The sequence below is a fragment of the Breoghania corrubedonensis genome (genome assembly GCF_003053845.1).
GTDB lineage: Bacteria > Pseudomonadota > Alphaproteobacteria > Rhizobiales > Stappiaceae > Breoghania > Breoghania corrubedonensis.
In genome coordinates this window covers 728,623-750,274 of the sequence record NZ_QAYG01000001.1, presented here as the reverse complement: position 1 = coordinate 750,274, position 21,652 = coordinate 728,623, and the positions used below count along the sequence as shown (strand labels likewise).

The following is a 21,652-nucleotide window of genomic DNA, read 5'->3' as shown; positions in this document are numbered from 1 at the left end:
CTTACCCGGAGACCCCATGACAGACCGACGTCCATCCGCCCAAGAGGCAGGCCCGCAGCAGACCTTCGAGGCCTATCTGGCCGAAGGCCGCTTCATGATCCAGCGCTCCCGCGCGACCGGCGAACATGTCTTCTATCCCAAGGTCATGGCGCCGTCGGGCGCGGTCGATCTGGAATGGGTGGAGGCCAAGGGCACCGGCACCGTCTACGCCATCACCGTCAACCGCAAGCGCGAGGGCTCCTACAACGTCGCGCTCGTTGATCTCGACGAAGGCGTGCGGATGATGACGACCATCTCCGGCGTGGAAAGCGTTGCAATCGGCACCCGCGTGAAGGCCCGCATCGAGACGGGGGAGGCCCCGCGCGTCGTCTTCGAACCCATGAATGAGACCGCACCCCGTGTCGCAAACGAAGAGGCCCACGCATGACCAGTTCCCTTCGCGGCAAAACGGCCATCGTCGGCATGGGCACGGCGGGCGTTGGCGAGGCGCCGGGTTTTTCCGCCATGGAGCTTCTCGGCCTTTCCGTGCGCGCGGCACTCGACGATGCCGGCATGGAGCTTTCCGACATCGACGCGGTCTTCGCCGCAACCTCCAGCCATGCCTTCGCCTCCATGAGCGTGGTCGAGTATCTGGGCCTGAAGCCGAAATACTTCGACAGCACCAATATCGGCGGCTCCAGCTTCGAGATGCACCTGCTGCAGGCGTCGCTCGCGCTCGAAGCCGGCCTCTGCGATGCGGCGCTCATCTGCTACGGCTCCAACCAGCGCACCGCCGGCGGCCGGCTCGTCTCCATGTCGGAGCCGCAATGGCACGAGACGCCCTATAACCCCCGCCACCCCATCACCGCCTATGCGCTCGCCACCAGCCGGCACATGCACGAATACGGCACGCGGCGCGAGGATCTGGCCGACGTGGCGGTCGCCGCGCGCGGCTGGGCGAACCTCAATCCGGGCGCCTTCGCCCGCGGTCCGCTGACGCGCGAGGACGTGCTTTCCCGGCGCATGGTGAGCGACCCGCTCACCGCCGGCGACTGCTGCCTCGTCACCGATGGCGCGGCGGCCTGCATTCTCGTGCGCGCCGATCGCGCGAAGGATTTCCCCAAAGCCCCGGTCTATTTCCTGGGCGCCGCGGGCGCCAACTGGCACCGCTCCATCCAGGCCATGCCGGACCTCACCGTCACGGCGGCCAGCGAAAGCGGCCCGCGCGCCTTCGAAATGGCGGAAGTCAGCCACGGCGATGTCGATCTGGTGATGCTCTACGACGCCTTCACCATCAACACGATCCTGTTTCTGGAAGACCTCGGCTTCTGCCCGAAGGGCGAGGGCGGGCGCTTCGTGCGGGACGGGCGCATCGCGCCGGGCGGCGCGCTTGCCGTCAACACCAACGGCGGCGGCCTCTCCTGCGTCCATCCCGGCATGTACGGCATGTTCCTGATCGCCGAGGGCGTCGCCCAGATCCGCCGCGAGGCCGGCGAACGCCAGCTGGATCGGGCCGACATCGCGCTGCTGCACGGCAACGGCGGCACGCTGTCGAGCCAGGTCACGGCCTTCCTCGGATCGGAGGCCGCCCTTTGAACGCCGAGCTTCGAACCCCTTATGACTTTTCGGGCCTCGGCGCCATGCTGACCCCCCGTTCGGTCGCCATCGTCGGCGCGTCCGGCGATCCCACCCGCATCGGCGGCCGCCCCATCGCGGCCATGCTCAAGGCCGGCTTCAAGGGCACGATCCTGCCGGTCAACCCGACGCGCGACGAGGTGCAGGGGCTCGCCTGCTACGCAACCGTCGACGATCTACCCGAAGCGCCCGAGGCCGGCATCGTCGCGGTTGCGGCGAAACATGCGCCCGAGGTGGTCGATGCGTTGGGCCGCAAGGGCTGCCGCTCGGTGACGCTGTTCTCCGCCGGCTTTGCCGAGACGGGCGCGGACGGCGAGCGCGCGCAAGAAGATCTGCTCGCCATCGCCAGGCGCCACGGCATGCGGGTGCTGGGTCCCAACACGCTTGGCGTCTACAATGTCGAGATCGGCTATTACGGCACCTTCTCCTCCTCGCTGGAACTGGCCTTTCCGCTGTCCGGCCCCATCGGCATCGCCAGCCAGTCGGGAGCCTATGGTGCGCATCTGGCCGCGATGGCGCGCCTTCGCGGGCTCGGCGCCTCGGTGCTGATCACCACCGGCAACGAGGCCGACGTGACGGTCGCCGATGCCATCGGCTGGATGGCCGGCGCGGACGAGGTGGAGGTGATCCTCGCCTATCAGGAGGGCTTCCGCGACGGGCCGAAGCTGCTCGCAGCCCTTGATGCGGCGCGCGCGGCGAAAAAACCGGTCTTCATGCTGAAATCCGGCCGCTCCAGCCTCGGCGCCTCGGCCGCCGCCTCTCACACCGCTTCGCTCACCGGCGACGATGCGGTCGCCGAAGCCGTGCTCGCCGAACACGGCGTCATCCGGGTGCGCGACACCGAGCAGATGCTCGATTTCGCCTATGCCGCGCGCCCGCGCATCTATCCCGCCAGCAATTCGCTCGGCATCATCACCGTTTCCGGCGGCGCCGGCATCGTGGCGACCGACGAGGCGGCCGAACAGGGCCTGCCGATGCCGCTCATGCCTGAAGCGGCGCAAGCCAAGCTCCTCGACCTGCTGCCCTACGGCGCACCGGCGAACCCGCTCGACTGCACCGCCCAGGCGCTCAACGACCTGAGCCTGTTTGAAGCCTTCACCCGTTCCGCGCTGGCCGATGGCGGCTATCGCTCGATCCTGTGTTTCCTCACCTATGTCGCCGGCGGCGCGAGCCTCGCCCCGCGCCTCATCAAGACGCTGGAACGGCTTCGCGCGGAATTCCCCGACCGTCTGCTGGCGCTGTGCATCATCGCCGACGACGAGAAGGTCGCGGCCTACGAGAGGGCCGGCTGCCTGGTCTTTACCGATCCCTCGCGCGCGGTGCGCGCCATCGCCGCCATGGGCCGGGTCGGCGCGGCGTTTACGGCGCCGGAAGCATCGCGGCCCGCGCTTCCGTCCGTGGCGCTGCCGCAAACCGCGCCCGATGAACATCAGGCCAAGGCGCTGCTTGGCGGGGCCGGCATTCAGGCCGCGCCCGAACGCATCGTCCGCAGCGCGGATGAGGCCGCCCGGGCCGCCGCGGACCTCGGCTTTCCGGTGGTGATGAAGATCGTCTCGCCCGATATCGTCCACAAGTCCGATATCGGCGGCGTGAAGCTCGCCATCGCGGACGAGATCGAGGCCCGCGCCGCCTACGGCGATATCCTCGCCAGCGTCGCCGCGTCCGCGCCCGGCGCTCACATTTCCGGCGTCCTCGTCGCCCGCCAGCTGTCCGGCGGCGTGGAATGCCTGATGGGCATCAGCCGCGATCCGGTCTTCGGTCCGGTCGCCGTCTTCGGCCTCGGCGGCATCTTCGTGGAGATCCTCAACGACGTCGCCATCCGCACCTGCCCGTTCGATCATGAGGCGGCTAAGGAAACGATCGGCTCGATCAAGGGAGCTTCGATCCTGAAGGGCGCGCGCGGCCGGCCCGCCGCCGATATCGATGCGCTGGCCGACATGCTTTCCCGGCTCTCGGCGTTTGCCGCCGCCGCCGGTCCGCGGCTCGTCTCCATCGATCTCAACCCCGTCCTGGCATTGCCCGATGGCGCCTTTGCGCTCGATGCCGTCATCGAACTCGACGAGGAGGCGCGCGCATGATCGATTACGATCACCTGATGGCCTATCCGATCCCGGACGTGCGCCAGAGCTACGGCCCCCGCGAGGCCGCCTTCTACGCGCTCTCCATCGGCGTCGGCCATGACCCGATGGACGAGGCCGATCTCGCCTTCGTCGGCGCCGGTCAGATCATCCCCTTTCCCACCATGCCGCTGGTGCTCGGCCATCCGGGCTTCTGGCTGGCCCGGCCCGATACGGGGGTGGATGCCGTCCGTCTCGTTCACGGCGAACAGTGGATTTCGCTCCACCATCCGCTGCCGGCGCAAGGCACCGTCATCGGCCGCACGCGGGTGACGGGGCTTGTCGACAAGGGCGAGGGGCGCGGCGCGCTGCTCTATTCGGAAAAGCAGCTTATCAATGCCGAAACCGGGCTCCTCTACGCCACCACCGGCAGCACCACCTTCCTGCGCGGCGATGGCGGCTTCGGCGGCCCCGAAGGTCCGGTAAAGCCGGCGCACACGCTGCCCAAAACCGCGCCCGACATGGCCCACGAGACCGCGACACGCCCCGAACAGGCGCTCTGGTATCGCTGGAACGGCGACGACAACCCGCTTCATCTCGATCCGGCGGTGGCCGCCAAAGCGGGTTTCGAACGACCGATCCTGCATGGGCTCTGCACGCTCGGCATCGCCGCGCACGGCCTGGTGGCGCGCCTGTGTGACGGCGATCCGGCGCGCCTCAAGGGCCTTCAGGCCCGCTTTACCGCAACGGTTTCCCCCGGCGAGCGGCTCCGCACCGAGATCTGGCGCGACGGCTCCTTCCGCACGCTGGCGGTGGAGCGCGACGTCGTCGTGATCGGCAACGGTCTGGCACGGGTCGAATGAGGGGAGGGCTCATGGATACGGCAAGGGCGAACCCCCTCACCCGGGCCTGCGGCCCGACCTCTCCTCATGGGAGAGGTGATTTGCCGGCGTTTTGTCGGGTCGCATGAAGGAACGTTTCCGGGAGAACCGGAAAATCTCGTCAGGTCAAATCTCGTCAGGCCAAATCTCGTTAGGGAGCACGACATGAACCAGGTGGCGATGATCGAGGAGGAGCGGTTCGAGGCGCTGCGTCTCATCGTCGAGAGTGCGGCGGGCATCGCCCCGCGCACAGGCGATCTTAAGGCGGTGCGCGCCTTGCGTTTCGCGCGTCCCGGCATCGACCGCGCCCGCTGGCGCGAGATGGCGGATATGGGCTGGTTCGGCCTGCGCCGGCCGGAGATGGAAGGCGGCGCGGGTCTCGGCATGACGGAAGCCGCGGCTCTGGCTACGGAACTGGGCGCTTCGCTGCGTCCCGAACCGCTGACCGAGATGCAGCTCGCGCTCGACCTTCTGGCCGGCACGCCGACGGGACTGCCGGCCGACGCCGTCATCCTGCCGGCCTGGATGGACGCGCCCGACGCGCTGGAGCCCGCTCCCGGCGTTACCGAAACCGGAGGCCGCATTTCCGGTGAGCGTCGCTTCGTGGCCCTTGCCTCCGCCGCCGATGCGTTCGTGATCGTCGCCACCGAGGGCGCGTGGCTGGTCGCCGCCGACGCGGAAGGCCTCTCGTTCGATGCCGAAGACACGCTCGACGGTGGCCACACGGCGCGGCTCACCCTGAAGAATGTCGCCGCCACCCGTCTGCCCGCGCCGGACCCCCGCGCCTTCGAGGCGGCGACGCTTGCCACCGCGGCAGCCCTGCTCGGGGTGATGGAACGCGCCTTCGCCATCACGCTCGATTATCTCAAGACGCGCGTCCAGTTCGGCCAGCCGATCGGCAATTTCCAGGTGCTTCAGCACCGCGCCGTCGATCTGGAAATCGAGACCGGCATCACCCGGGCCGTTCTGCGCGATGCCGCCGCCGCCTTTGACGCGGGCGAGGACTGCCGCCGCATCGTCTCGCGCGCCAAGGCGCGTGCCTCGGACGCCGCGATGCTGATCACCCGTCAGGCGGTGCAGATGCACGGCGCCATCGGCTACACGGAGGAGGCCGATATCGGGCTCTTCCTGCGCCGCGCCATGGTGCTCGCCCCCCGCTTCGGCACCGCCCACGTCCACCGTCGCCGCTACCATTCCCTTTCGGAGGGCCGCCCGTGAGCCTCAGTTCCACAAACCGGGACGGTGTCCTGATCATCACCCTGGACGAGCCGGAGCGGCGCAATCCGCTCGGCCATCCGGTGCGCAAGGCGCTGGTGTCGATGCTGTCAACGGCGGAGGCGGACGGCGCCGTCGGCGCCGTCGTGCTGACCGGGGCCGGCGGGCACTTTTCCGCCGGCGGCGATATCCGCGACCAGAAGAGCGTTGAAACCGTCATCGGCGCGCGCGACCGCTTCCTCGTCATCAAGGAGCTGATCGGCCGCATGGTGCGCTTCCCGAAGCCGCTCGTCAGCGCGGTGGAAGGTTGGGCGGCCGGCGGCGGACTGTCGCTGGCGATCGCCTGCGAAACCGTGGTCGCGGCCGATACGGCGCGTTTCGCCGCCAGCTTCGGCGCCATCGGTCTCGTTCCCGATCTCGGCATTCTGGCGACGCTTTCCGCCCGCGTCGGGCAGGGGCGGGCGCAGCGCATCCTGCTCGATGCCGCCCGTCTCGATGCGGCCGAGGCCCACCGGCTCGGTATCGTCGATCACCTGACGGGCGAAGGCGAAGCTCTTGACCGGGCGATGGAAATCGCGCGCGAGGCGATGCGGGCAGCCCCGCTGCCGCGCGCGCTCATCAAGGACTATTTCGCCGCCGAGGTCGACCGCGCACTCGATTTCGAACGCCAGGTGCAGCCCTTCCTGATGCTGAGCGCCGATGCCAAAGAAGGCCGCGAAGCCTTCTTCGAAAAGCGCGCGCCCGTTTTCCAGGGGAAATGACATGACGCAAGCAACGCACTCGCCAGCCCCCTTCGAGGATCTGAACCCGCTTTCGGACGACGTCTTCCGCAAGACCGTGCGCGACTGGATTTCGGCCAATTATCCGCCGGAGCTGCGCAGCCCGGTGAAGCGTCTTCATGCCGACGAAGCCATGCCCTGGTATCGCATTCTGGCAGCTCAGGGCTGGCTCGCTCCGGGCTGGCCGCGCGAACATGGCGGCATGGGTCTTTCGCCGGCAAAGCTTCTCATCATGATGGAGGAAATGGAGCGCTACGGCTGCGCCCGGCTGCCCGATACCGGGCTCACCATGGTCGGCCCGCTGCTGATCGCCCACGGCACGGACGCCCAGCGCGCCTACCACCTGCCGAAGATCCTGTCGGGCGAATGCCTGTGGTGTCAGGGCTATTCGGAGCCCAATGCCGGATCCGATCTGGCGGCGCTGCGCACCCGTGCGGTGCGCGAGGGCGAGGAATGGGTGATCGACGGCCAGAAGATCTGGACGACGCTCGGCATGGACGCGCAATGGATCTTCGTGCTGGCCCGCACCGATCCGGAAGGCCCGAAGCAGCGCGGCATCTCTTTCTTCCTGGTGCCGATGAACACGCCCGGCGTTACCGTGCGCCCCATCGTCAACATCGACCGGCACGACGAATTCGCGGAAGTCTTCTTCGACGGCGTGCGCGTTCCCGCCGATGCAATCGTCGGTGAGGTCAATGCCGGCTGGACCATCGCCAAGAACCTGCTCGGCTTCGAGCGGCTGTTTCTGGGCTCGCCCAAGCAGGCGGAAGGCGCGCTCGATCATCTGGAGCGGCTTGCCGCGCATTTGGGGCGCAGCACTGAGATGGCCGAAGCGCTGTCGGGCCTGAAGATGGAGCTGGAGGACCACAAGGCCTTCTACACCACCTTCGCCGATCAGGTGCGGCGCGGAGAAAAGCTCGGGCCCGATGTGTCGATGCTGAAGATCAACCAGTCGACGCTCTACCAGAAGATCACCGACCGCATTCTCGATCTGGCGGGCGAGCTTGGCGCCTATGCCGGCGCTCTGCCGAATGAGGCGACGCTCTATCCGGGCTCGGTGTTCCTGCAGGCGCGGCCCAGCTCGATCTACGGCGGCTCGTCGGAAATCCAGCGCAACATCGTCGCCAAGCAGGTGCTTGGCCTCGGCCGCTAGACAAGAACAACGCACAACAAGAACGCATAAGAGGAGATATGCATGCCCATCGATCTCGGACTTGAAGGCAAGGTCGCCATCGTCACCGGTGCCGGCGGCGGCATCGGCCGCGGCATCGCGCTGGAACTCGCGAAAGCGGGCGCGAAGGTCGTCATCAACGATATCGGCGTCTCGCTCGGCGGCACCGGCGAGCGGTCCTCGGCCCCGGCGGAAGAGACGAAGTCCATGATCGAGGCGCTGGGCGGCGAGGCGGTCATCAGTTCCGAAAGCGTGTCGGAATGGGCGGCGGCCAGGCGCACGGTGGAAATCGCCATGGACGCCTTCGGCCGCGTCGATGCGCTCGTCAACAATGCCGGCATCCTGCGCGACGTGATCTTCCACAAGATGGACCCGTCCGACTGGGAGGCCGTCATCGGCGTCCATCTGAACGGCAGCTTCTACATGAGCCGGGCTGTGGCCGAGGTGTTCCGCGCGCAAGGGGCGGGCGCCTTCGTCCACATGACCTCGACCTCCGGTCTTATCGGCAATTTCGGGCAGGCCAACTATTCGGCCGCCAAGATGGGCATTGTCGGTCTGTCGAAGTCAATCGCCCTCGACATGGCCCGCTTCGGTGTGCGCTCCAACTGCGTCGCGCCCTTCGCCTGGAGCCGGATGACGGATTCCATTCCCGCCACCACGCCGGAGGAACAGGCCCGTGTCGAACGCATGAAGCGGATGACGCCGGAAACCAACGCGCCGCTGGTCGTCTACCTCGCCTCGGCCGCCGCCTCTGACGTCACCGGCCAGATCTTCGCCGCCCGTCTGAACGAGCTGTTTCTGTTCGGCCAGACCCGGCCGGTGCGCTCCGTCCATTCCGGTGAGGGCTGGACCCCGGCGACGATCGCCGAGCGGGCCATGCCGGCATTGAAGCCGAGTTTCACGGCGCCGGATCGCTCCGGGGACATCTTCTGCTGGGATCCGGTCTGACACGGAAATGCCGAAAGGAAAGCAGTGCTGGTCGCTTTTGTCGATTTGTCGAATTTCAATGAAATTCAAAATCGGTCGCACTGATTTTCCTGGGTTTTTTCGAATCGACGAAAACATGCAAAAATGCCGTTACGGCATAACGGATAGAAGAGATATGCTGAAATTACAATTCTGTTCCGGGCCATTCCCCGTTGGTGACGAGCCGGCGCACGGTGGCGTTCAGCATGTCCAGGAACGGGCCGGTAAGCCGGCTCGTCTCCCGGTTGAGTGGCGTCCACAGCACCAGCAGGCGGTCGACCGACGGCGCGCGAATCGGGCGGGCGACGAGGTGGCCTTCGTTGACCTTTCGGAAGACGCTGACGAGCGGCAGGATGGTGCTTCCCGCGCCGCGTTCGACAAAGGAAATCAAGGTCGGCAGGATGTCGATCTCGACGCCGACGCGCGGTTCCACGCCGACCTCGCGCGCGGCATCGTCGATGAGCCGGCGCAGGCCGTGGTCGGGGCTCGGCAGGATCAGGTTGCGGTTGAGCGCTTCCGCCAACAGCAGCGGCTCCTCCGGCGCACCCGCCGGCTCGATCAGAAAAAGCCGTTCCATCAGCAGCGGCTGGCTGCGGACCAGCGGAACCCTGCGGCTCTGGTAGGTCACGCCGATGTCGATCGTGCCGCGCTGGAGCCAGTCCTGAACGTGTCCGGAAAAGCCGGAAACGATTCGCATGCGGACCTCCGGGTGCAGCCGCAGGGTTTCGGAGACGAGCGGTTCGGCAAGCACCTCCGCCACCGTCGGCGGCAGGCCCAAGGTGATCGTGCCGCGCAGGCGATGGTCGCTCGCCACCACGTCGCGCGCCATGGCGTCGATGTCGTTGAGAATCTGCCGGGCGCGCTCGGCCATGGTGCGGCCCTCCGCGGTCGGCACCACCCCGCGCCCGTGGCGGCGCAGCAGCGTGACGCCAAGCTCCTGTTCGAGCGCCTGGATCTGGCGGCTCAGCGCCGGCTGGGCGATCTTCAACCGCTCCGCCGCGGCCGTGATGCTGCCGAGATCCACCGTCTGTACGAAGCTCCGCAATTGCCGGAAATCCAATATGCGGGTTCCTTATGGCTGATATGTCGTCAGTGCATTTGATATATGAATTGGCGAACGACAGCGTAAGTCAAGGAAAAGCCCCCGAGAGGCCCCAGGGAGAGGGGTGAAGGGGGGAGGACAAGTCGAGAGCGTCGAAGCGCCGCCCGCGCACGTTTCGGCCAAACCGAACGCGACAAGCCGCGGGATAAACGGGAGGAATACATGAAACGGAAATACGCCCGGGCCCTGCGCCCGCTGTTGCTCGGTTCTGCCGTGGCGGGTCTGGTCATCGCCGCCGCCGCAAGCACCGCCGGCGCCCAGGAACTGCCGAAAACGATGATCTGGACGAGCTACGATGTCGGCTCGGCCGGTTACGCGGAAGCCTCCGCGATCGCCGACGCTTTTGGCCAGAAATTCGCCACCAAGGTCCGCATCCTGCCGTCGGGCAGCGGCGTCGGCCGGTTGCAGCCGCTCCTCAAGGGCAAGGCGGACTATGGCTTCCTGGCGACCGAAACCTTCTTCGTTTCCGAAAGTGCCTATGATTTCGCGACGCCTGACTGGGGCCCGCAGAATCTGCGCGCGGTGCTCGGCCGCCCGGCCTCCATCTCGATGGTGACGGCCAAGGACGCCAATATCCGCACCATTTCCGACGCCAAGGGCAAGCGCCTCGCCTTTGTCGCCGGCAACCCCTCGATCAACGTCAAGTGCGAGGCGATCCTCGCCTTCGGCGGCCTGACGCTGGACGACGTTCAGGTCATCACCTTCCCGACCTATGCGGCGGCGATGTCGTCGATGACCAAGAACCAGACGGACGCCACCTGCACCACGCCGACGACCAGCCAGCTCTACGAACTGGCGGAATCGCCGCGCGGCATCTACTGGGTTCCGCTCCCCGCCGACAACAAGGAAGGCTGGGCGGCCCTCGACAAGGTGCTGCCGATCATGAAGCCTTTCGAGGAGACGATCGCGGCCGGCCTGGAAAAGGGCAAGAGCGTGCCGATGGCCGCCTACCGCTACCCGGTGATCGCCACCACGGCCGACAAGTCCGAAGATGAGGTCTACGCCTTCATCAAGGCGATGGACGAGACCTACAACCTCTACAAGAACGGCACCGCCACGATGAAGCGCTGGGCGATCGACCAGGCCGGTCAGCCGCCGATCGACGTTCCCTTCCACCCCGGCGCGATCAAGTACCTGAAGGAAAAGGGTATCTGGACGGCCAAGGACGACGCCTGGAACAACAAGCGGATCGAGCGGCTCGACGCGTTGATGGCCGCCTGGAAAACTTTCCTGCCCGAGCACAAGAGCTTGTCCAAGGACGACTTCTCCGCCGCCTGGCATGAGACCCGCGAAAAGGTTGTCGCCGGACTGAAGTAGATACGGCCACCCCTTCGTGAGCGCGCGGGCGGCCGTGTCCGCCCGCGCGCTTCATCTCATCGACGCCTGCTTCAACAAATGCAAGCGCAGTGGAAAGCCCTGCCATGACTCACTCCCAGACCGTGCCGGCCGGCGAGCCGGTTAAAGAACAAGATGCCGGCGCGGCGCTGTCCAGCCATGCCGGAATGGGAAGCGACATGCCGTCCCCGCGTGCGCGCCCGGCGGGCTTCGCACGGCTCGCGGTACTCGTGCTGGGCGGGCTTGGTATCGTGCTGGCGCTGAACCAAGTCTTCCTGCTGAACCTGTTCGGCTTCCAGCCGCTGGGCAACAGCTATCTCTATTACCTGATCGGCATCTTCCTTTCGGTGGCGTTCCTCGTGGTGCCGGCGTGTGCCGCCGATACCGGCCACACACGCTGGTACGACTGGGTGCTGGTCGCACTGTTGCTGCCCGCCTGCGGCTATCTCGGCCTGCACGGGCTCGACATCATCCAGCTCGGCTGGGAATACGAGGCCCCCTGGCAGGCCGACGTCGCCTCCGCGGTGGTGATCGTTGCGGCGCTGGAAGGGGTCCGCCGCGCGGGCGGCCTGGTGCTTCTCGCGACTGCGCTCTTCTTCGGATCCTATCCGCTCTTCGCCGACTACATGCCGGGCTTTCTCTGGGGAACGTCGTATGGTCCGCTTGAGGCGTTGCAGGCGCACGTCATGGGCGTCGAGAGCATCATCGGCATCCCCATGCAGGTGGTCGCGGAACTGGTGATCGGGTTTGTCATCTTCGGCTCGGTGCTGACCATCACGCGCGGCTCGGAGTTCTTCATGGATCTCGCCGCCGCCCTTCTCGGACGCACGCGCGGCGGACCGGCCAAGGTCGCGGTCGTCGGCAGCGGCATCCTCGGCTCGCTGTCGGGCAGCGTGATCTCCAACATCCTGACGATCGGTCCCTTCTCCATCCCCACCATGAAGCGGATAGGCTACCCGGCCGTCTATGCGGCCGCCATCGAAAGCTGTGCCTCCACCGGCGCGACGCTGATGCCGCCGGTCATGGGAACCGTCGCCTTCATCATGGCCTCATTCCTGGGCGTGCCCTACGCCGATGTCGCAGCAGCCGCCTTCATTCCGGCAGTGCTGTTCTATCTGGCGCTGATCTTTCAGGTCGACATGTTCGCCGCCCGCCGGGGACTGAAGGGCGCACCGGCGGAGGAAATTCCGCCGCTCTTGCCGACCCTGATGCGCGGCTGGCCGTATCTGCTGGCGCTCGTGGTGCTGGTCTATGTCCTGATGGTGCTTCGTCAGGAAACCTATTCACCCTACGCGGCCTCGGCCGTTCTGCTGATCGCGACCGCGTTTCGCAAGCGCACCCGGATGTCGCCGGGCCGCGCCCTGGCTCTGCTGTTCGACATCGTCAAGAACATCGCCGGCCTCGTCGCGATCCTGGCCGGGATCGGCCTCATCGTGGGCGGTCTGTCCTATTCCGGCGTCGCCGGCGCCTTCTCGCGCGAATTGCTGCTCTATGCGGATGGCAACGTCGCCTTGATGCTGATCGCGGGTGCCGTGACGAGCTTCGTTCTCGGCATGGGGATGACGGTGAGCGCCTGCTACATCTTCCTCTCCATTCTGCTGGCGCCGGCGCTGATCGACGCGGGTCTCAATCCCCTGGCGAGCCACCTCTTCATTCTCTATTGGGGTATGCTCTCCTACATCACCCCGCCGGTGGCGCTTGCCGCCATCACGGCCGCCAGCCTGGCGCATTCTCCGCCGATGAAGACCGGTGTCTATGCGATGCGCCTCGGCGGCATTCTTTTCATCCTGCCCTTCATCTTCGTCTACGATCCGGCGCTGATCATGGAAGGCGGATGGGGCGAGATCCTTGGCCGGGTCGCGCTGAGCGTGGTGGCGATCTGGGCGATGACGAGCGCCATGGAAGGCTGGCTTTACGGTGTCGGCCGGCTGTCGATACCGCTGCGCCTCGGCATCGGTATCGCCGGCGTTCTCGTCTTGCTGCCCGATCTCTACACCGACATAGGCGGCTTCGGGCTCATGGCGGTTGTGGTCGTCGCTGCGATAATTCTGACAAGTACAGGCAAACAGCGTGCAGGAGCCGCTTCATGATCGACAAGCGTGTGGCGAGTTTGACCAAGGCGGTGGCCTCAATCCGGCCCGGTGACGTGGTGATGATCGGCGGCTTCGGTTCCGCCGGCATCCCCTACGGTCTGATCGATGCCCTGGCGCAAACGGGCGTCGGCGGTCTCACCGTCATCTCCAACAATGCCGGCGCGGGTGAGGAGGGTATCTCCGCCTTGCTGCGTTGCGGTCAGGTGGCTCGCGTCATCTGCTCCTATCCGCGAACCCCGGGGTCGATCTGGTTCGAGCGCCGCTACGAGGCGGGGGAGGTGGAACTGGAAGTCGTGCCTCAGGGAACGCTGGCGGAGCGCATCCGCGCGGCCGGCTCGGGTATCGGCGGCTTCTTCACCCGCACCGGGTACGGCACGAAACTCGCCGAAGGTAAGGAAACCCGCATCATCGACGGTCATGGCTACGTCTTCGAAAAGCCGCTTCACGCCGATATCGCGCTGATCCGCGCCGAGGCGGCGGACCGCTGGGGAAACCTGCGCTATCACGCCACCGCGCGCAATTTCAATCCGGTGATGGCGACCGCGGCCCGTCACACGATCGTCGAGGCGCGGATGGTCCTCGATGAACCGATGGAACCGGAGGGTGTCGTTACCCCGGGCATCTTTGTCGATGCCGTGACCCAGTACGAGGTGCGCCCGTGAACCGTTTGAGCGATGACGATGTGGCCCGCCGCCTGGCGCAGGACATTCCCGACCGTGCCTATGTTAATCTCGGCATCGGCATGCCCAACAAGGTCGCCCGCTTCGTGCCGGAAGGCCGCGAGGTGATGTACCAGACAGAGAACGGCCTGCTCGGCGTCGGCCCTGCGCCGGCCGAAGGCGAAGCGGATCCGGAACTGATCGATGCGTCGAAGAAACTGGTGACGACCATCCCCGGCTCCTCGTTCTTCGACCATACGACGAGTTTCTCGATGATGCGCGGTGGGCATCTCGATATCGCGGTGCTGGGCGCCTATCAGGTGGCGGAGAACGGCGATCTCGCCAACTGGGCGACACTCGACGAGAGCCATCCGCCGGCTGTCGGCGGGGCGATGGACCTGGTGGTCGGCGTGCCGCGGATCTACGTCATCATGCGCCACGTGAACCGCGACGGCAGCCCGAAAGTGCTGCGCCGCTGCACCTATCCGCTTACCGGACCGGGGGTCGTCAGCCGCGTCTATACCGATCTCGCGGTGCTGGATGTGACGGATAACGGTTTCCGGCTCGTGGATCTCGCCCCCGGCAATACGCTCGAAGACGTTCAGGCGGTCACCGAGGCGCGCATTCTGAGTTGAGAAGGCGACTCTCGTTCGGGGCCGACTTTTCGGGACCGAACGAGGGCCGAAAAGCGGCTCTTGCGGCTACTGCGCGGCTTCCAGAACCGGACGTTGCCAGTGGCCGTTTTCGACGTCTTCGATCTGTTTGCTGATCTCGCCGACGACATAGCGCGAGAACGGGCCGAGATGCACGAACAGCGCATACATGATCAACGCGGCGTTGAGCGCGCGCGGATTGCGCTTCAGGCAATAGAAGAAAAGCGACAGGAAGGCGCGCCGGTGCTCGGGCTTGCGCACCGTCAGGTTCCAGAAGATCCTGATGAACTCGCTGGCATCCTTCTTCAGCCGGGCGCGTGAGAGATCGCCGTTCGGCCCGGACATGTCGAGCCGGTCGATCACCTGTCGCACACGCGCGAGATAGTTCTGCGGCGTGTAGATGTGATCGACGATACGTCGGTAGTCGGTCAGGATCTCCGCGCGCGGCCGTTGCGTGTCGAAATTCAGCCCCGAGGTACACTGGTCGCCCAGGTCGCCGTCGGATTGATCGTGCCCGGGATGCAGCCGGCCCTCGCGCTCCAGGCGGCGGGTCAGTTGCGTTTCGGGCAGCGCGAACAGCAAACCCGCCATCGCGACCGGGATCGCCGCATCCTCGATCAGTTTGCAGATCGGATCGGCAACGCTCTCCTTTTCCTCATCGAACCCGACGATGAACCCGGCCAGCACGAAGATGCCCGCCTCGTAGATCTTGTTCACGCTGTCGGCGATGTCGCGCCGGGTGTTCTGCTTCTTGCGCGTCGCGACGAGAACGTCGGGATCCGGGCTCTCGATGCCGATGAATACGGTGAAGAAACCGGCATCCCGCAGCATGTTCAGCAACACCGGATCGTCGGCGAGGTTCAATGAGGCTTCGGTGGAGAACAGGAAGGGGTAATGCCGCTCCTTCTGCCAGCGGATCATTTCGGGCAGGAAGGCTTTCACCGCCTTCTTGTTGCCGATCAGGTTGTCGTCGACGAAATCGACGTTGCCGCGGTAGCCGAGATCATAGAGCGCCTGAAGTTCCGCCAGCATCTGGTCATTCGTCTTGGCGCGCGGCACCCGACCATAGATCTCGATGATGTCGCAGAATTCGCAGGTGAACGGGCAACCGCGCGAGAACTGCACGCAGATCTGGGTGTAGTCCGCGAAATTCAGAAGGTCGAAACGCGGGATCGGTGTCGTGGTGACGTCGGCCTTGAATTTCTCCGCCGTGAACAGGCCGGAGCGCTCGCCCCGCTGCCAGGCGTCGACAAAGTCGGCAATCACGCTTTCGGCCTCGCCGATGACACGGAAGTCGGCGTGCTCGTAGCGTTCCGGGCTTGTGGTGACATCCGGCCCACCGATGGCGACGGGAACGCCGCGGGCCTTGCACCGATCGATGATGGCGAGCGTGGAAGGCTGCTGGGGGAGCATGCCCCCGCTCATGACGATGTCCGCCCAGTCGATATCGGCGTCATCGAGTTCCTGCGTGTTCCAGTCAACGAGCCGCAAGGTCCAGCTTTGCGGCAGCATGGCCGCCACCGTGATCAGCCCCAGTGGGGGAGCCGGGTACTTCGCCCCGACGATCTTGCAGGTCTCCTGATAGTTCCAGAAGGACCCAGCGGTGAAGCGGGGCTGGATCAGCAGCACGTTGCAGGGTTTGCTCGTCAACGCCCTTTCTCTCCTTCGCAGGTGGCCGGCCGATGGTACATGTCGAGAGGGTAAAGGAGTTGCGGCATCAACGAAAGCGGCAATTACGCTGGGGAAGACATGTCTGCAGCGAGAAGCGCCCGCCGTCACGGGGGACGGCGGGCGCGAACATTCCTGATACGGAGCCGGCGACTTATCGCGTGGCGTTGATGATCGAGGAGATGATCCCCGACGTGATCGCGACGAGCACGTAGTTGTCATCGTGGCGCACCCAATGATAGCCGCGCGGCGGCTTCCTCAGGTGATGCTTGCGGTAGTCGACCGGGTGGCCGCGATAGGCGCTTGGCATGTGGCCGCCGCGGCGCATCCAGTCGCTGCGACGATGCTTGGTGTATGTTTTGTGTTTGGACGATGGATGCTTGACTGACTTCTGCCGGATCGCCGGCCCCTCACCCTTGTAGTGGTGCTTCTGGATCTCGATCGGCCGAGGACCCGCCGCCAGTACCGGGCCGGCTGCGATGGTCGTACTCAATCCGATAACGACGGCGGTCAATATGGCTCTGTAGTTTTTCATTTTTTTAGCTCCAGCGTTTATGTCGCGCAACATGGCGCGGCCTGCATTAATGGCAAATGAACGTTTGATTCATCATTCTGCGGCTCGTCGGTTGTGCGAGGATGGTGGTGGGGTGTGAGGGGAACGGGCAGGCGTGCGCGGATCAGAGGCGGTCGATCACGTGGGCGAAGGATCCCATGACCGTGTCCCTCACCAAACCCATGGGGTCGCGTTTCGTTCCCTGAGCATCACTGGCCTCGAAGAGCGCGGGGGCGTCGCCCGAGCGCACTGTGCCGGCATAGTGGAACTCGTGCGCGGTGAGTTCGCCCGTCCAGGGTCGGTCGGCACACGGCGTCAGCCTGCGATAGCCCAGATGCAATCGCGGCGCCTGAAAGCTTGTCTCCAACGGCAGCAGTCCCGCCATGCGGTGGACAGTTCCGTCTGCGTTGGTGAGAGCCTCGCCGAGGACCATGTAGCCACCGCACTCGCCGTAGACGAGTGCCCGCCGTTTGGCTGCCATGTCCAGCCCGGCTAGAAAACCGGCGTTCTGCGACAGCTGCCCTGCGTGAAGCTCGGGATAGCCGCCCGGCAGGTAGATCGCATCCGCCCCGGGCTGCGGCGCTTCATTGGCAAGGGGCGAGAAGAAGGAAAGCTCCGCGCCCTGCTCCCGCCACCCTTCCAGAAGATGCGGGTAGGCGAAGGCAAAGGCCTCGTCGCGCGCGATAGCGATGCGCTGGCCGAGCGGTGCAAGCCGCAAGGTCCGGGCGTCGTCCGGTGAAACGGCCAGCGGTTCGGCAAGCCCGGCAACGGCGTCGAGATCGACCGAGCGCGAGACGAGGTCGGCCGCGCGCTCCAGAAACGCATCGAGATCGGCATGTTCGCCGGCCTGGACGAGGCCGAGATGGCGAGCGGGAAGGGTGAGATCGGGCGCGCGTGGCACGGCACCGAGCACGGGCATCGCGATCGCGTCGAGGCTTTCACGCAGCATTGCAGCATGACGACCGCTGCCCACGCGGTTGAGGATCACACCCGCCACGCGCGCCGGTCCGTGGTCGCGAAAGCCGCGCACCAGGGCCGCGACCGATTGCGCCTGTTTCGCAGCATCGATGATCAGCACCACCGGCAGGCCCAGCAACGCGGCGAGATCAGCGGTCGAACCGGTTCCATCGGCCGCGCCGTCATAGAGCCCCATCACGCCTTCGATCAGCAGCAGGTCCGCATCCGCGCACTGCTCTTGTGCGAGCGCGCGCAGAAGCGGCTCACGCATGGCCCAGGGATCGAGATTGGGGCAGGTACCGCCTGCCGCCGCCTCGTGGAATTTCGGATCGATATAATCGGGGCCGACCTTGGCGGAAGTCATGCGCTGGCCGCTTCGCGCATACGCTCTGAGCAGGGCGAGCGTGACGAGTGTCTTGCCAGACCCCGAATGCGGCGCGGCAAGCACAAGACCCGGCGCGCGCCTCATCCCGTTTCAGACTTTCCATCGTCGCAATGGCGCTTTCCGAGCGGATCGCAGACGAGTTCGCGGCCTGCCAGCGCGCCGAGCCAGTCGAGCCCGGCGCGTAAGCGCACGACTTCGCCGACACACACGACGGCCGGCGGTTCCATCCCGGCCCGTTCCGCATCGGCCGCTGCACGTTCGAGCGTGGTTTCCAGCACCCGTTGTCCCTCGAGCGAGGCGCTGGTGACGATCCCGACAGGTTCTTTCGCAGAACGGCCGCCTTCGATCAGCTTGCCGCAGATCGCCGCCAGATGCTTCATTGCCATGTACATGACGATGACCGGGGCGCCCCTGGCGATGGCGTGCCAGTCGAAGGCGTCTGGCGTCAGTCCGCTCTGGTCGTGCCCGGTCAGCAGGGTGACCGCCTGATTGACGTCGCGATGGGTGAGCGGAATGCCCGCATAGGCCAGTCCGCCGATGCCCGCCGTGATGCCCGGGATCACCCGGAACGGTATGCCTGCCTCGACAAGCGCCAGCGCTTCCTCCCCGCCGCGCCCGAACACGAAGGGATCGCCGCCCTTGAGCCGCAGGACGCGCTTGCCCGCGCGCGCCATCTCGATCAGCTTGAGGGAAATGTCGCGTTGCTTGGGGGATGGCTTGCCGCCGCGCTTGCCCGCATAGTCGGCCTCCGCGCCAGGCCGCATCCAGGCGAGGATGCGCTTGTCGACGAGCGCGTCGTAGACGACCACATCGGCCTGCTTGAGGCCGCTGAGCGTGTGCAGCGTGACGAGACCGGGGTCTCCCGGGCCGGCTCCCGCCAGCCAGACCCAGCCGGGTTCGAAGCGCGGAAGGAAGTCCGCGCCCTCCGGTTCGCTGTTCGGATTGAAAGAATGAACCATGATCCGGTTTTAGCGGTTTGGTGCTGCGGCGCAAGATGGCGGACCGGTCGTTGAAGCGTCAAACACGCGCTCGTCTTGCGCGCGCGCCGCTTCTATACTCCGCCGACATGACCGAACTGCCGATCAAAAACGATGGCCGCCCGCTTCGGCGGGGATGGACGACGGGAGCGTGCGCCACCGCCGCGACCAAGGCCGCCTATCAGGCGCTTGTCGCCGGCGCCTTTCCCGATCCGGTGGAAATCGTCCTCCCGAAGGGCGAGCGGCCGCGCTTTGCGCTCGCGCGCGAGGATCGCGGCGAGGACTGGTGCGAGGCCGCCATCGTCAAGGATGCGGGGGATGATCCCGATGTAACCCACGGAGCGCTGGTATCCGTGCGCGTGACAGCCCTGCCGGCCGGTTCCGGCATCCGCTTTAAGGCAGGCAAGGGCGTTGGCGAGGTGACGCTTCCCGGCCTTCCGATCGGTGTGGGCGAACCGGCGATCAATCCCGTTCCGCGACGCATGATGCGCCAGGTTGTTGCGGAGATTGCCACAGAGGCTGGCGCGGGCGGGGACGTGGAGATCGAGATTTCAATCGCCGACGGCGCCGCGCTTGCGTTGAAGACGGCAAATCCCCGGCTTGGCATCATGGGCGGGCTTTCTGTTCTGGGAACGACGGGTATCGTGCGGCCGTTCTCCTGTGCCGCCTGGATCGCATCCATCCATCGCGGTGTCGATGTTGCGCGTGCCGCCAGCGCCCGCCATCTCGCGGGGTGTACCGGTTCCACATCGCAAGACGCGGTGCGCGCGCTGTACGGTCTGCCCGAGATCGCCATGCTCGACATGGGCGACTTCGCGGGCGGCGTTATCAAGTACCTGCGCCAGCATCCGGTCGACCGGCTGACCATCGGCGGCGGGCCCGGTAAGATGGTGAAGCTGGCGCAAGGCCTGCTGGATCTTCATTCAAGACGCGGCAGCGTCGATTTTGACTGGCTTGCCCGTGTGCTGGAGGAAGCAGGCGCTCCTGGCGGGCTCGTCGCGTCCACGCGCGCGGCCAATACCGCCAAGCAGGTTTTCGACACGGCCGCGCGCGAGGGCGTCCCGCTCGGATGCGAGGTCGCGGCCCGGGCGTTGCAGACGGTGCGGGCGACGCTTCGCGAAGCCCCGGTTCTGGTGGATGTCGTCGTGGTCGATCGCGACGGCGTGATCATTGGTCGGGCCGATGAGTAGCGCGCACAACGGACCCGTCTCCATTCTGCTTCTTGCCGGGACGGCGGAAGCCCGCGAACTGGCCGATCGGCTGGCCGCGGTTCAGGCGATGGCGGAACGGCGGATGCGCGTGATCGCCTCGCTCGCGGGCGCCACGGCGAAGCCCTCTGCGCTTGGCGTGGAAACCCGCATCGGCGGCTTTGGCGGCAAGGAGGGGCTTGTCGGTTTCCTTCGTGAGGCGGACATCGACGTCGTGGTCGATGCGACCCATCCCTTCGCGGCGCGCATCACGGCGAACGCCGTTGATGCCTGCATGGCGGCGAAGATCGATTACCTGCGGCTGGAAAGGCCGGCATGGCAGGCGCGGCCCGGCGACGACTGGCGATCGGTAGCGACGTTGGCGCAGGCCGCGGCTTTGCTGCCGTCAGGCGCGCGTGTCTTTCTCGGTATTGGCCGCAAGGAGATCGCCACCTTTGCCGAAAGGGGCGATGTGCGCTTCGTGATGCGGATGATCGATCCTCCGGCGGCCGGTGCCAGGGTGCCCGGCGGCGAGATCGTGCTGGGTCGCCCGTGTGCGCACGAGGGTGGGGAGATCGCGCTCCTGCGCCACCATGCCATCACTCATGTGGTGGCGAAGAACAGCGGAGGCTTGTCCGGCCGCGCCAAGATCGACGCGGCGCGCACGCTCGCATTGCCCGTTTTCATGGTGGATCGCCCGCCGTCTTGCGGCGGGCACCGCGTTACGAGTGTTGCGCAAGCGGTTCGCTGGATTGAGACGTGGATTGCGTCTGCGTGAAACCCGCACCGGGGTTCTGCTGACGCTCTGTCAGCGCTTTGATACCGGCGACCGAGAACACCGTGACGTGATTTGCGAAGGTCTCGATTTCGGCGTCGGTCGGGCGCGGCGCGGATGTCGCGTAAAACCCGAGCTGGCTGAGTGCCATGAGCGCCCTGCACTGACTGAGGATACTGGTCACGCAGAGGCGAACCGTCGCCTCGGGCAGCGCGTCGCCGCTGGCCATGCGTACGGCTTCGATGAAATGGGTTTGTGACTTTTCCAGTCCGGCGACACGCAGATCGTCCACCAGCCCGGTGGGCTGAACCAGTTCCGCGCGGATCAGCCGTTCCAGCGGGTCATCCTGCACCAGCCATTCCAGACGATCCACGATGAAGGATTTGAGAACCTTCACACCGTCCTCGCAATTGGCGACGGGCGGCAAATGCGGCGGCTCGTAAAGATCGATCTGGCGCTGGAAAACCTGCCGATAAAGGCTTTCCTTGTTTCCGAAATGATAGTTGACCGAAGCGATGTTGGCCTGGGCTGCTTCACAGATATCGGCGACTGTCGTATCGCGATAGCCTTTCGAAGCAAAAATCTTGCAAGCCGAAAACACCAATCTGTCCCGCGTCGATGCGGC

General features: G+C 66.0%; 20 protein-coding genes. 14 read left to right on the top strand and 6 right to left on the bottom strand.

Annotated elements, in window-relative coordinates; genetic code table 11:
* Positions 1–16 precede the first annotated feature (16 nt).
* The 8 genes from C8N35_RS03285 (at position 17) to C8N35_RS03250 (ending at position 8,665) form a co-directional block, all read left to right on the top strand.
* Positions 17–427 carry a Zn-ribbon domain-containing OB-fold protein gene (locus C8N35_RS03285; RefSeq protein WP_107988165.1) on the top strand — a complete coding sequence of 137 codons (411 nt, stop codon included), beginning with the start codon at positions 17–19 and terminating at the stop codon, positions 425–427.
* Positions 424–1,575: a thiolase gene (locus C8N35_RS03280; RefSeq protein WP_107988164.1), complete on the top strand. Its 1,152-nt coding sequence runs from the start codon at positions 424–426 to the stop codon at positions 1,573–1,575. Before C8N35_RS03285 ends, C8N35_RS03280 begins: the two co-directional genes overlap by 4 nt.
* Positions 1,572–3,692 carry an acetate--CoA ligase family protein gene (locus tag C8N35_RS03275; protein WP_210203374.1) on the top strand — a complete coding sequence of 707 codons (2,121 nt, stop codon included), beginning with the start codon at positions 1,572–1,574 and terminating at the stop codon, positions 3,690–3,692. Before C8N35_RS03280 ends, C8N35_RS03275 begins: the two co-directional genes overlap by 4 nt.
* Entirely contained in the window at positions 3,689–4,534 is an 846-nt protein-coding gene (locus C8N35_RS03270; RefSeq protein ID WP_107988163.1) for a MaoC/PaaZ C-terminal domain-containing protein, read from the top strand. Before C8N35_RS03275 ends, C8N35_RS03270 begins: the two co-directional genes overlap by 4 nt.
* Before the next feature lie 183 nt (positions 4,535–4,717).
* Complete coding sequence (locus tag C8N35_RS03265; RefSeq protein ID WP_107988162.1) at positions 4,718–5,770, top strand: acyl-CoA dehydrogenase family protein; 1,053 nt, start codon at positions 4,718–4,720, stop codon at positions 5,768–5,770.
* Complete coding sequence (locus C8N35_RS03260; protein ID WP_107988161.1) at positions 5,767–6,528, top strand: enoyl-CoA hydratase/isomerase family protein; 762 nt, start codon at positions 5,767–5,769, stop codon at positions 6,526–6,528. Before C8N35_RS03265 ends, C8N35_RS03260 begins: the two co-directional genes overlap by 4 nt.
* A 1-nt stretch (position 6,529) precedes the next feature.
* On the top strand, positions 6,530–7,699 hold the full coding sequence (locus tag C8N35_RS03255) for an acyl-CoA dehydrogenase family protein (RefSeq protein ID WP_107988160.1): 1,170 nt from the start codon (positions 6,530–6,532) through the stop codon (positions 7,697–7,699).
* A gap of 42 nt (positions 7,700–7,741) precedes the next feature.
* Positions 7,742–8,665 carry an SDR family NAD(P)-dependent oxidoreductase gene (locus tag C8N35_RS03250; RefSeq protein WP_107988159.1) on the top strand — a complete coding sequence of 308 codons (924 nt, stop codon included), beginning with the start codon at positions 7,742–7,744 and terminating at the stop codon, positions 8,663–8,665.
* A 163-nt stretch (positions 8,666–8,828) separates the two neighbouring features.
* On the opposite strand, the gene C8N35_RS03245 is transcribed toward C8N35_RS03250, so the two are convergent.
* A complete protein-coding gene (locus C8N35_RS03245; protein WP_146177337.1) occupies positions 8,829–9,728 on the bottom strand; it encodes a LysR family transcriptional regulator in 900 nt (299 codons plus the stop codon).
* 219 nt (positions 9,729–9,947) lie between these two features.
* Between C8N35_RS03245 and C8N35_RS03240 the strand changes: the two genes are divergently transcribed.
* The 4 genes from C8N35_RS03240 (at position 9,948) to C8N35_RS03225 (ending at position 14,507) form a co-directional block, all read left to right on the top strand.
* Positions 9,948–11,102 carry a TAXI family TRAP transporter solute-binding subunit gene (locus C8N35_RS03240; protein WP_107988157.1) on the top strand — a complete coding sequence of 385 codons (1,155 nt, stop codon included), beginning with the start codon at positions 9,948–9,950 and terminating at the stop codon, positions 11,100–11,102.
* Positions 11,103–11,206: 104 nt separating this feature from the next.
* Positions 11,207–13,210 (top strand): TRAP transporter permease, encoded by a 2,004-nt coding sequence (locus C8N35_RS03235; RefSeq protein WP_210203373.1) that lies wholly within the window; start codon positions 11,207–11,209, stop codon positions 13,208–13,210.
* The gene (locus tag C8N35_RS03230; RefSeq protein ID WP_210203427.1) at positions 13,210–13,875 is read left to right on the top strand and encodes a CoA transferase subunit A; all 666 of its coding nucleotides are present in this window, start codon (positions 13,210–13,212) and stop codon (positions 13,873–13,875) included. Before C8N35_RS03235 ends, C8N35_RS03230 begins: the two co-directional genes overlap by 1 nt.
* Positions 13,872–14,507: a 3-oxoacid CoA-transferase subunit B gene (locus C8N35_RS03225; RefSeq protein ID WP_107988155.1), complete on the top strand. Its 636-nt coding sequence runs from the start codon at positions 13,872–13,874 to the stop codon at positions 14,505–14,507. Before C8N35_RS03230 ends, C8N35_RS03225 begins: the two co-directional genes overlap by 4 nt.
* Positions 14,508–14,573: 66 nt before the next feature.
* Here the strand turns inward: C8N35_RS03225 and C8N35_RS03220 are convergent, their stop codons facing one another.
* From C8N35_RS03220 to cobA, 4 genes are all read right to left on the bottom strand, one after another.
* On the bottom strand, positions 14,574–16,175 hold the full coding sequence (locus tag C8N35_RS03220) for a B12-binding domain-containing radical SAM protein (RefSeq protein WP_245926641.1): 1,602 nt from the start codon (positions 16,173–16,175) through the stop codon (positions 14,574–14,576).
* A 172-nt stretch (positions 16,176–16,347) separates the two neighbouring features.
* Complete coding sequence (locus C8N35_RS24135) at positions 16,348–16,728, bottom strand: RcnB family protein (RefSeq protein ID WP_245926640.1); 381 nt, start codon at positions 16,726–16,728, stop codon at positions 16,348–16,350.
* Between the two features lie 142 nt (positions 16,729–16,870).
* Positions 16,871–18,172, bottom strand: coding sequence for a cobyrinic acid a,c-diamide synthase CobB (locus tag C8N35_RS03210; RefSeq protein ID WP_107988153.1), 1,302 nt, complete (start codon positions 18,170–18,172; stop codon positions 16,871–16,873).
* On the bottom strand, positions 18,169–19,047 hold the full coding sequence (gene cobA, locus C8N35_RS03205; protein ID WP_107988152.1) for a uroporphyrinogen-III C-methyltransferase: 879 nt from the start codon (positions 19,045–19,047) through the stop codon (positions 18,169–18,171). The genes C8N35_RS03210 and cobA overlap by 4 nt, the downstream gene beginning before the upstream one ends.
* Positions 19,048–19,097: 50 nt before the next feature.
* Here cobA and C8N35_RS03200 point away from each other — a divergent pair, with 50 nt between their 5' ends.
* Both C8N35_RS03200 and C8N35_RS03195 read left to right on the top strand, forming a co-directional pair.
* The gene (locus tag C8N35_RS03200; protein ID WP_428977084.1) at positions 19,098–20,255 is read left to right on the top strand and encodes a cobalt-precorrin-5B (C(1))-methyltransferase; all 1,158 of its coding nucleotides are present in this window, start codon (positions 19,098–19,100) and stop codon (positions 20,253–20,255) included.
* Positions 20,248–21,030, top strand: a complete 783-nt coding sequence (locus C8N35_RS03195) for a cobalt-precorrin-6A reductase (RefSeq protein WP_107988151.1) — start codon at positions 20,248–20,250, stop codon at positions 21,028–21,030. The genes C8N35_RS03200 and C8N35_RS03195 overlap by 8 nt, the downstream gene beginning before the upstream one ends.
* Here the strand turns inward: C8N35_RS03195 and C8N35_RS03190 are convergent.
* Positions 20,975–21,628 carry a TetR/AcrR family transcriptional regulator gene (locus C8N35_RS03190; RefSeq protein WP_170122008.1) on the bottom strand — a complete coding sequence of 218 codons (654 nt, stop codon included), beginning with the start codon at positions 21,626–21,628 and terminating at the stop codon, positions 20,975–20,977. The two genes, C8N35_RS03195 and C8N35_RS03190, sit on opposite strands and share 56 nt — an antisense overlap.
* Positions 21,629–21,652 lie beyond the last annotated feature (24 nt).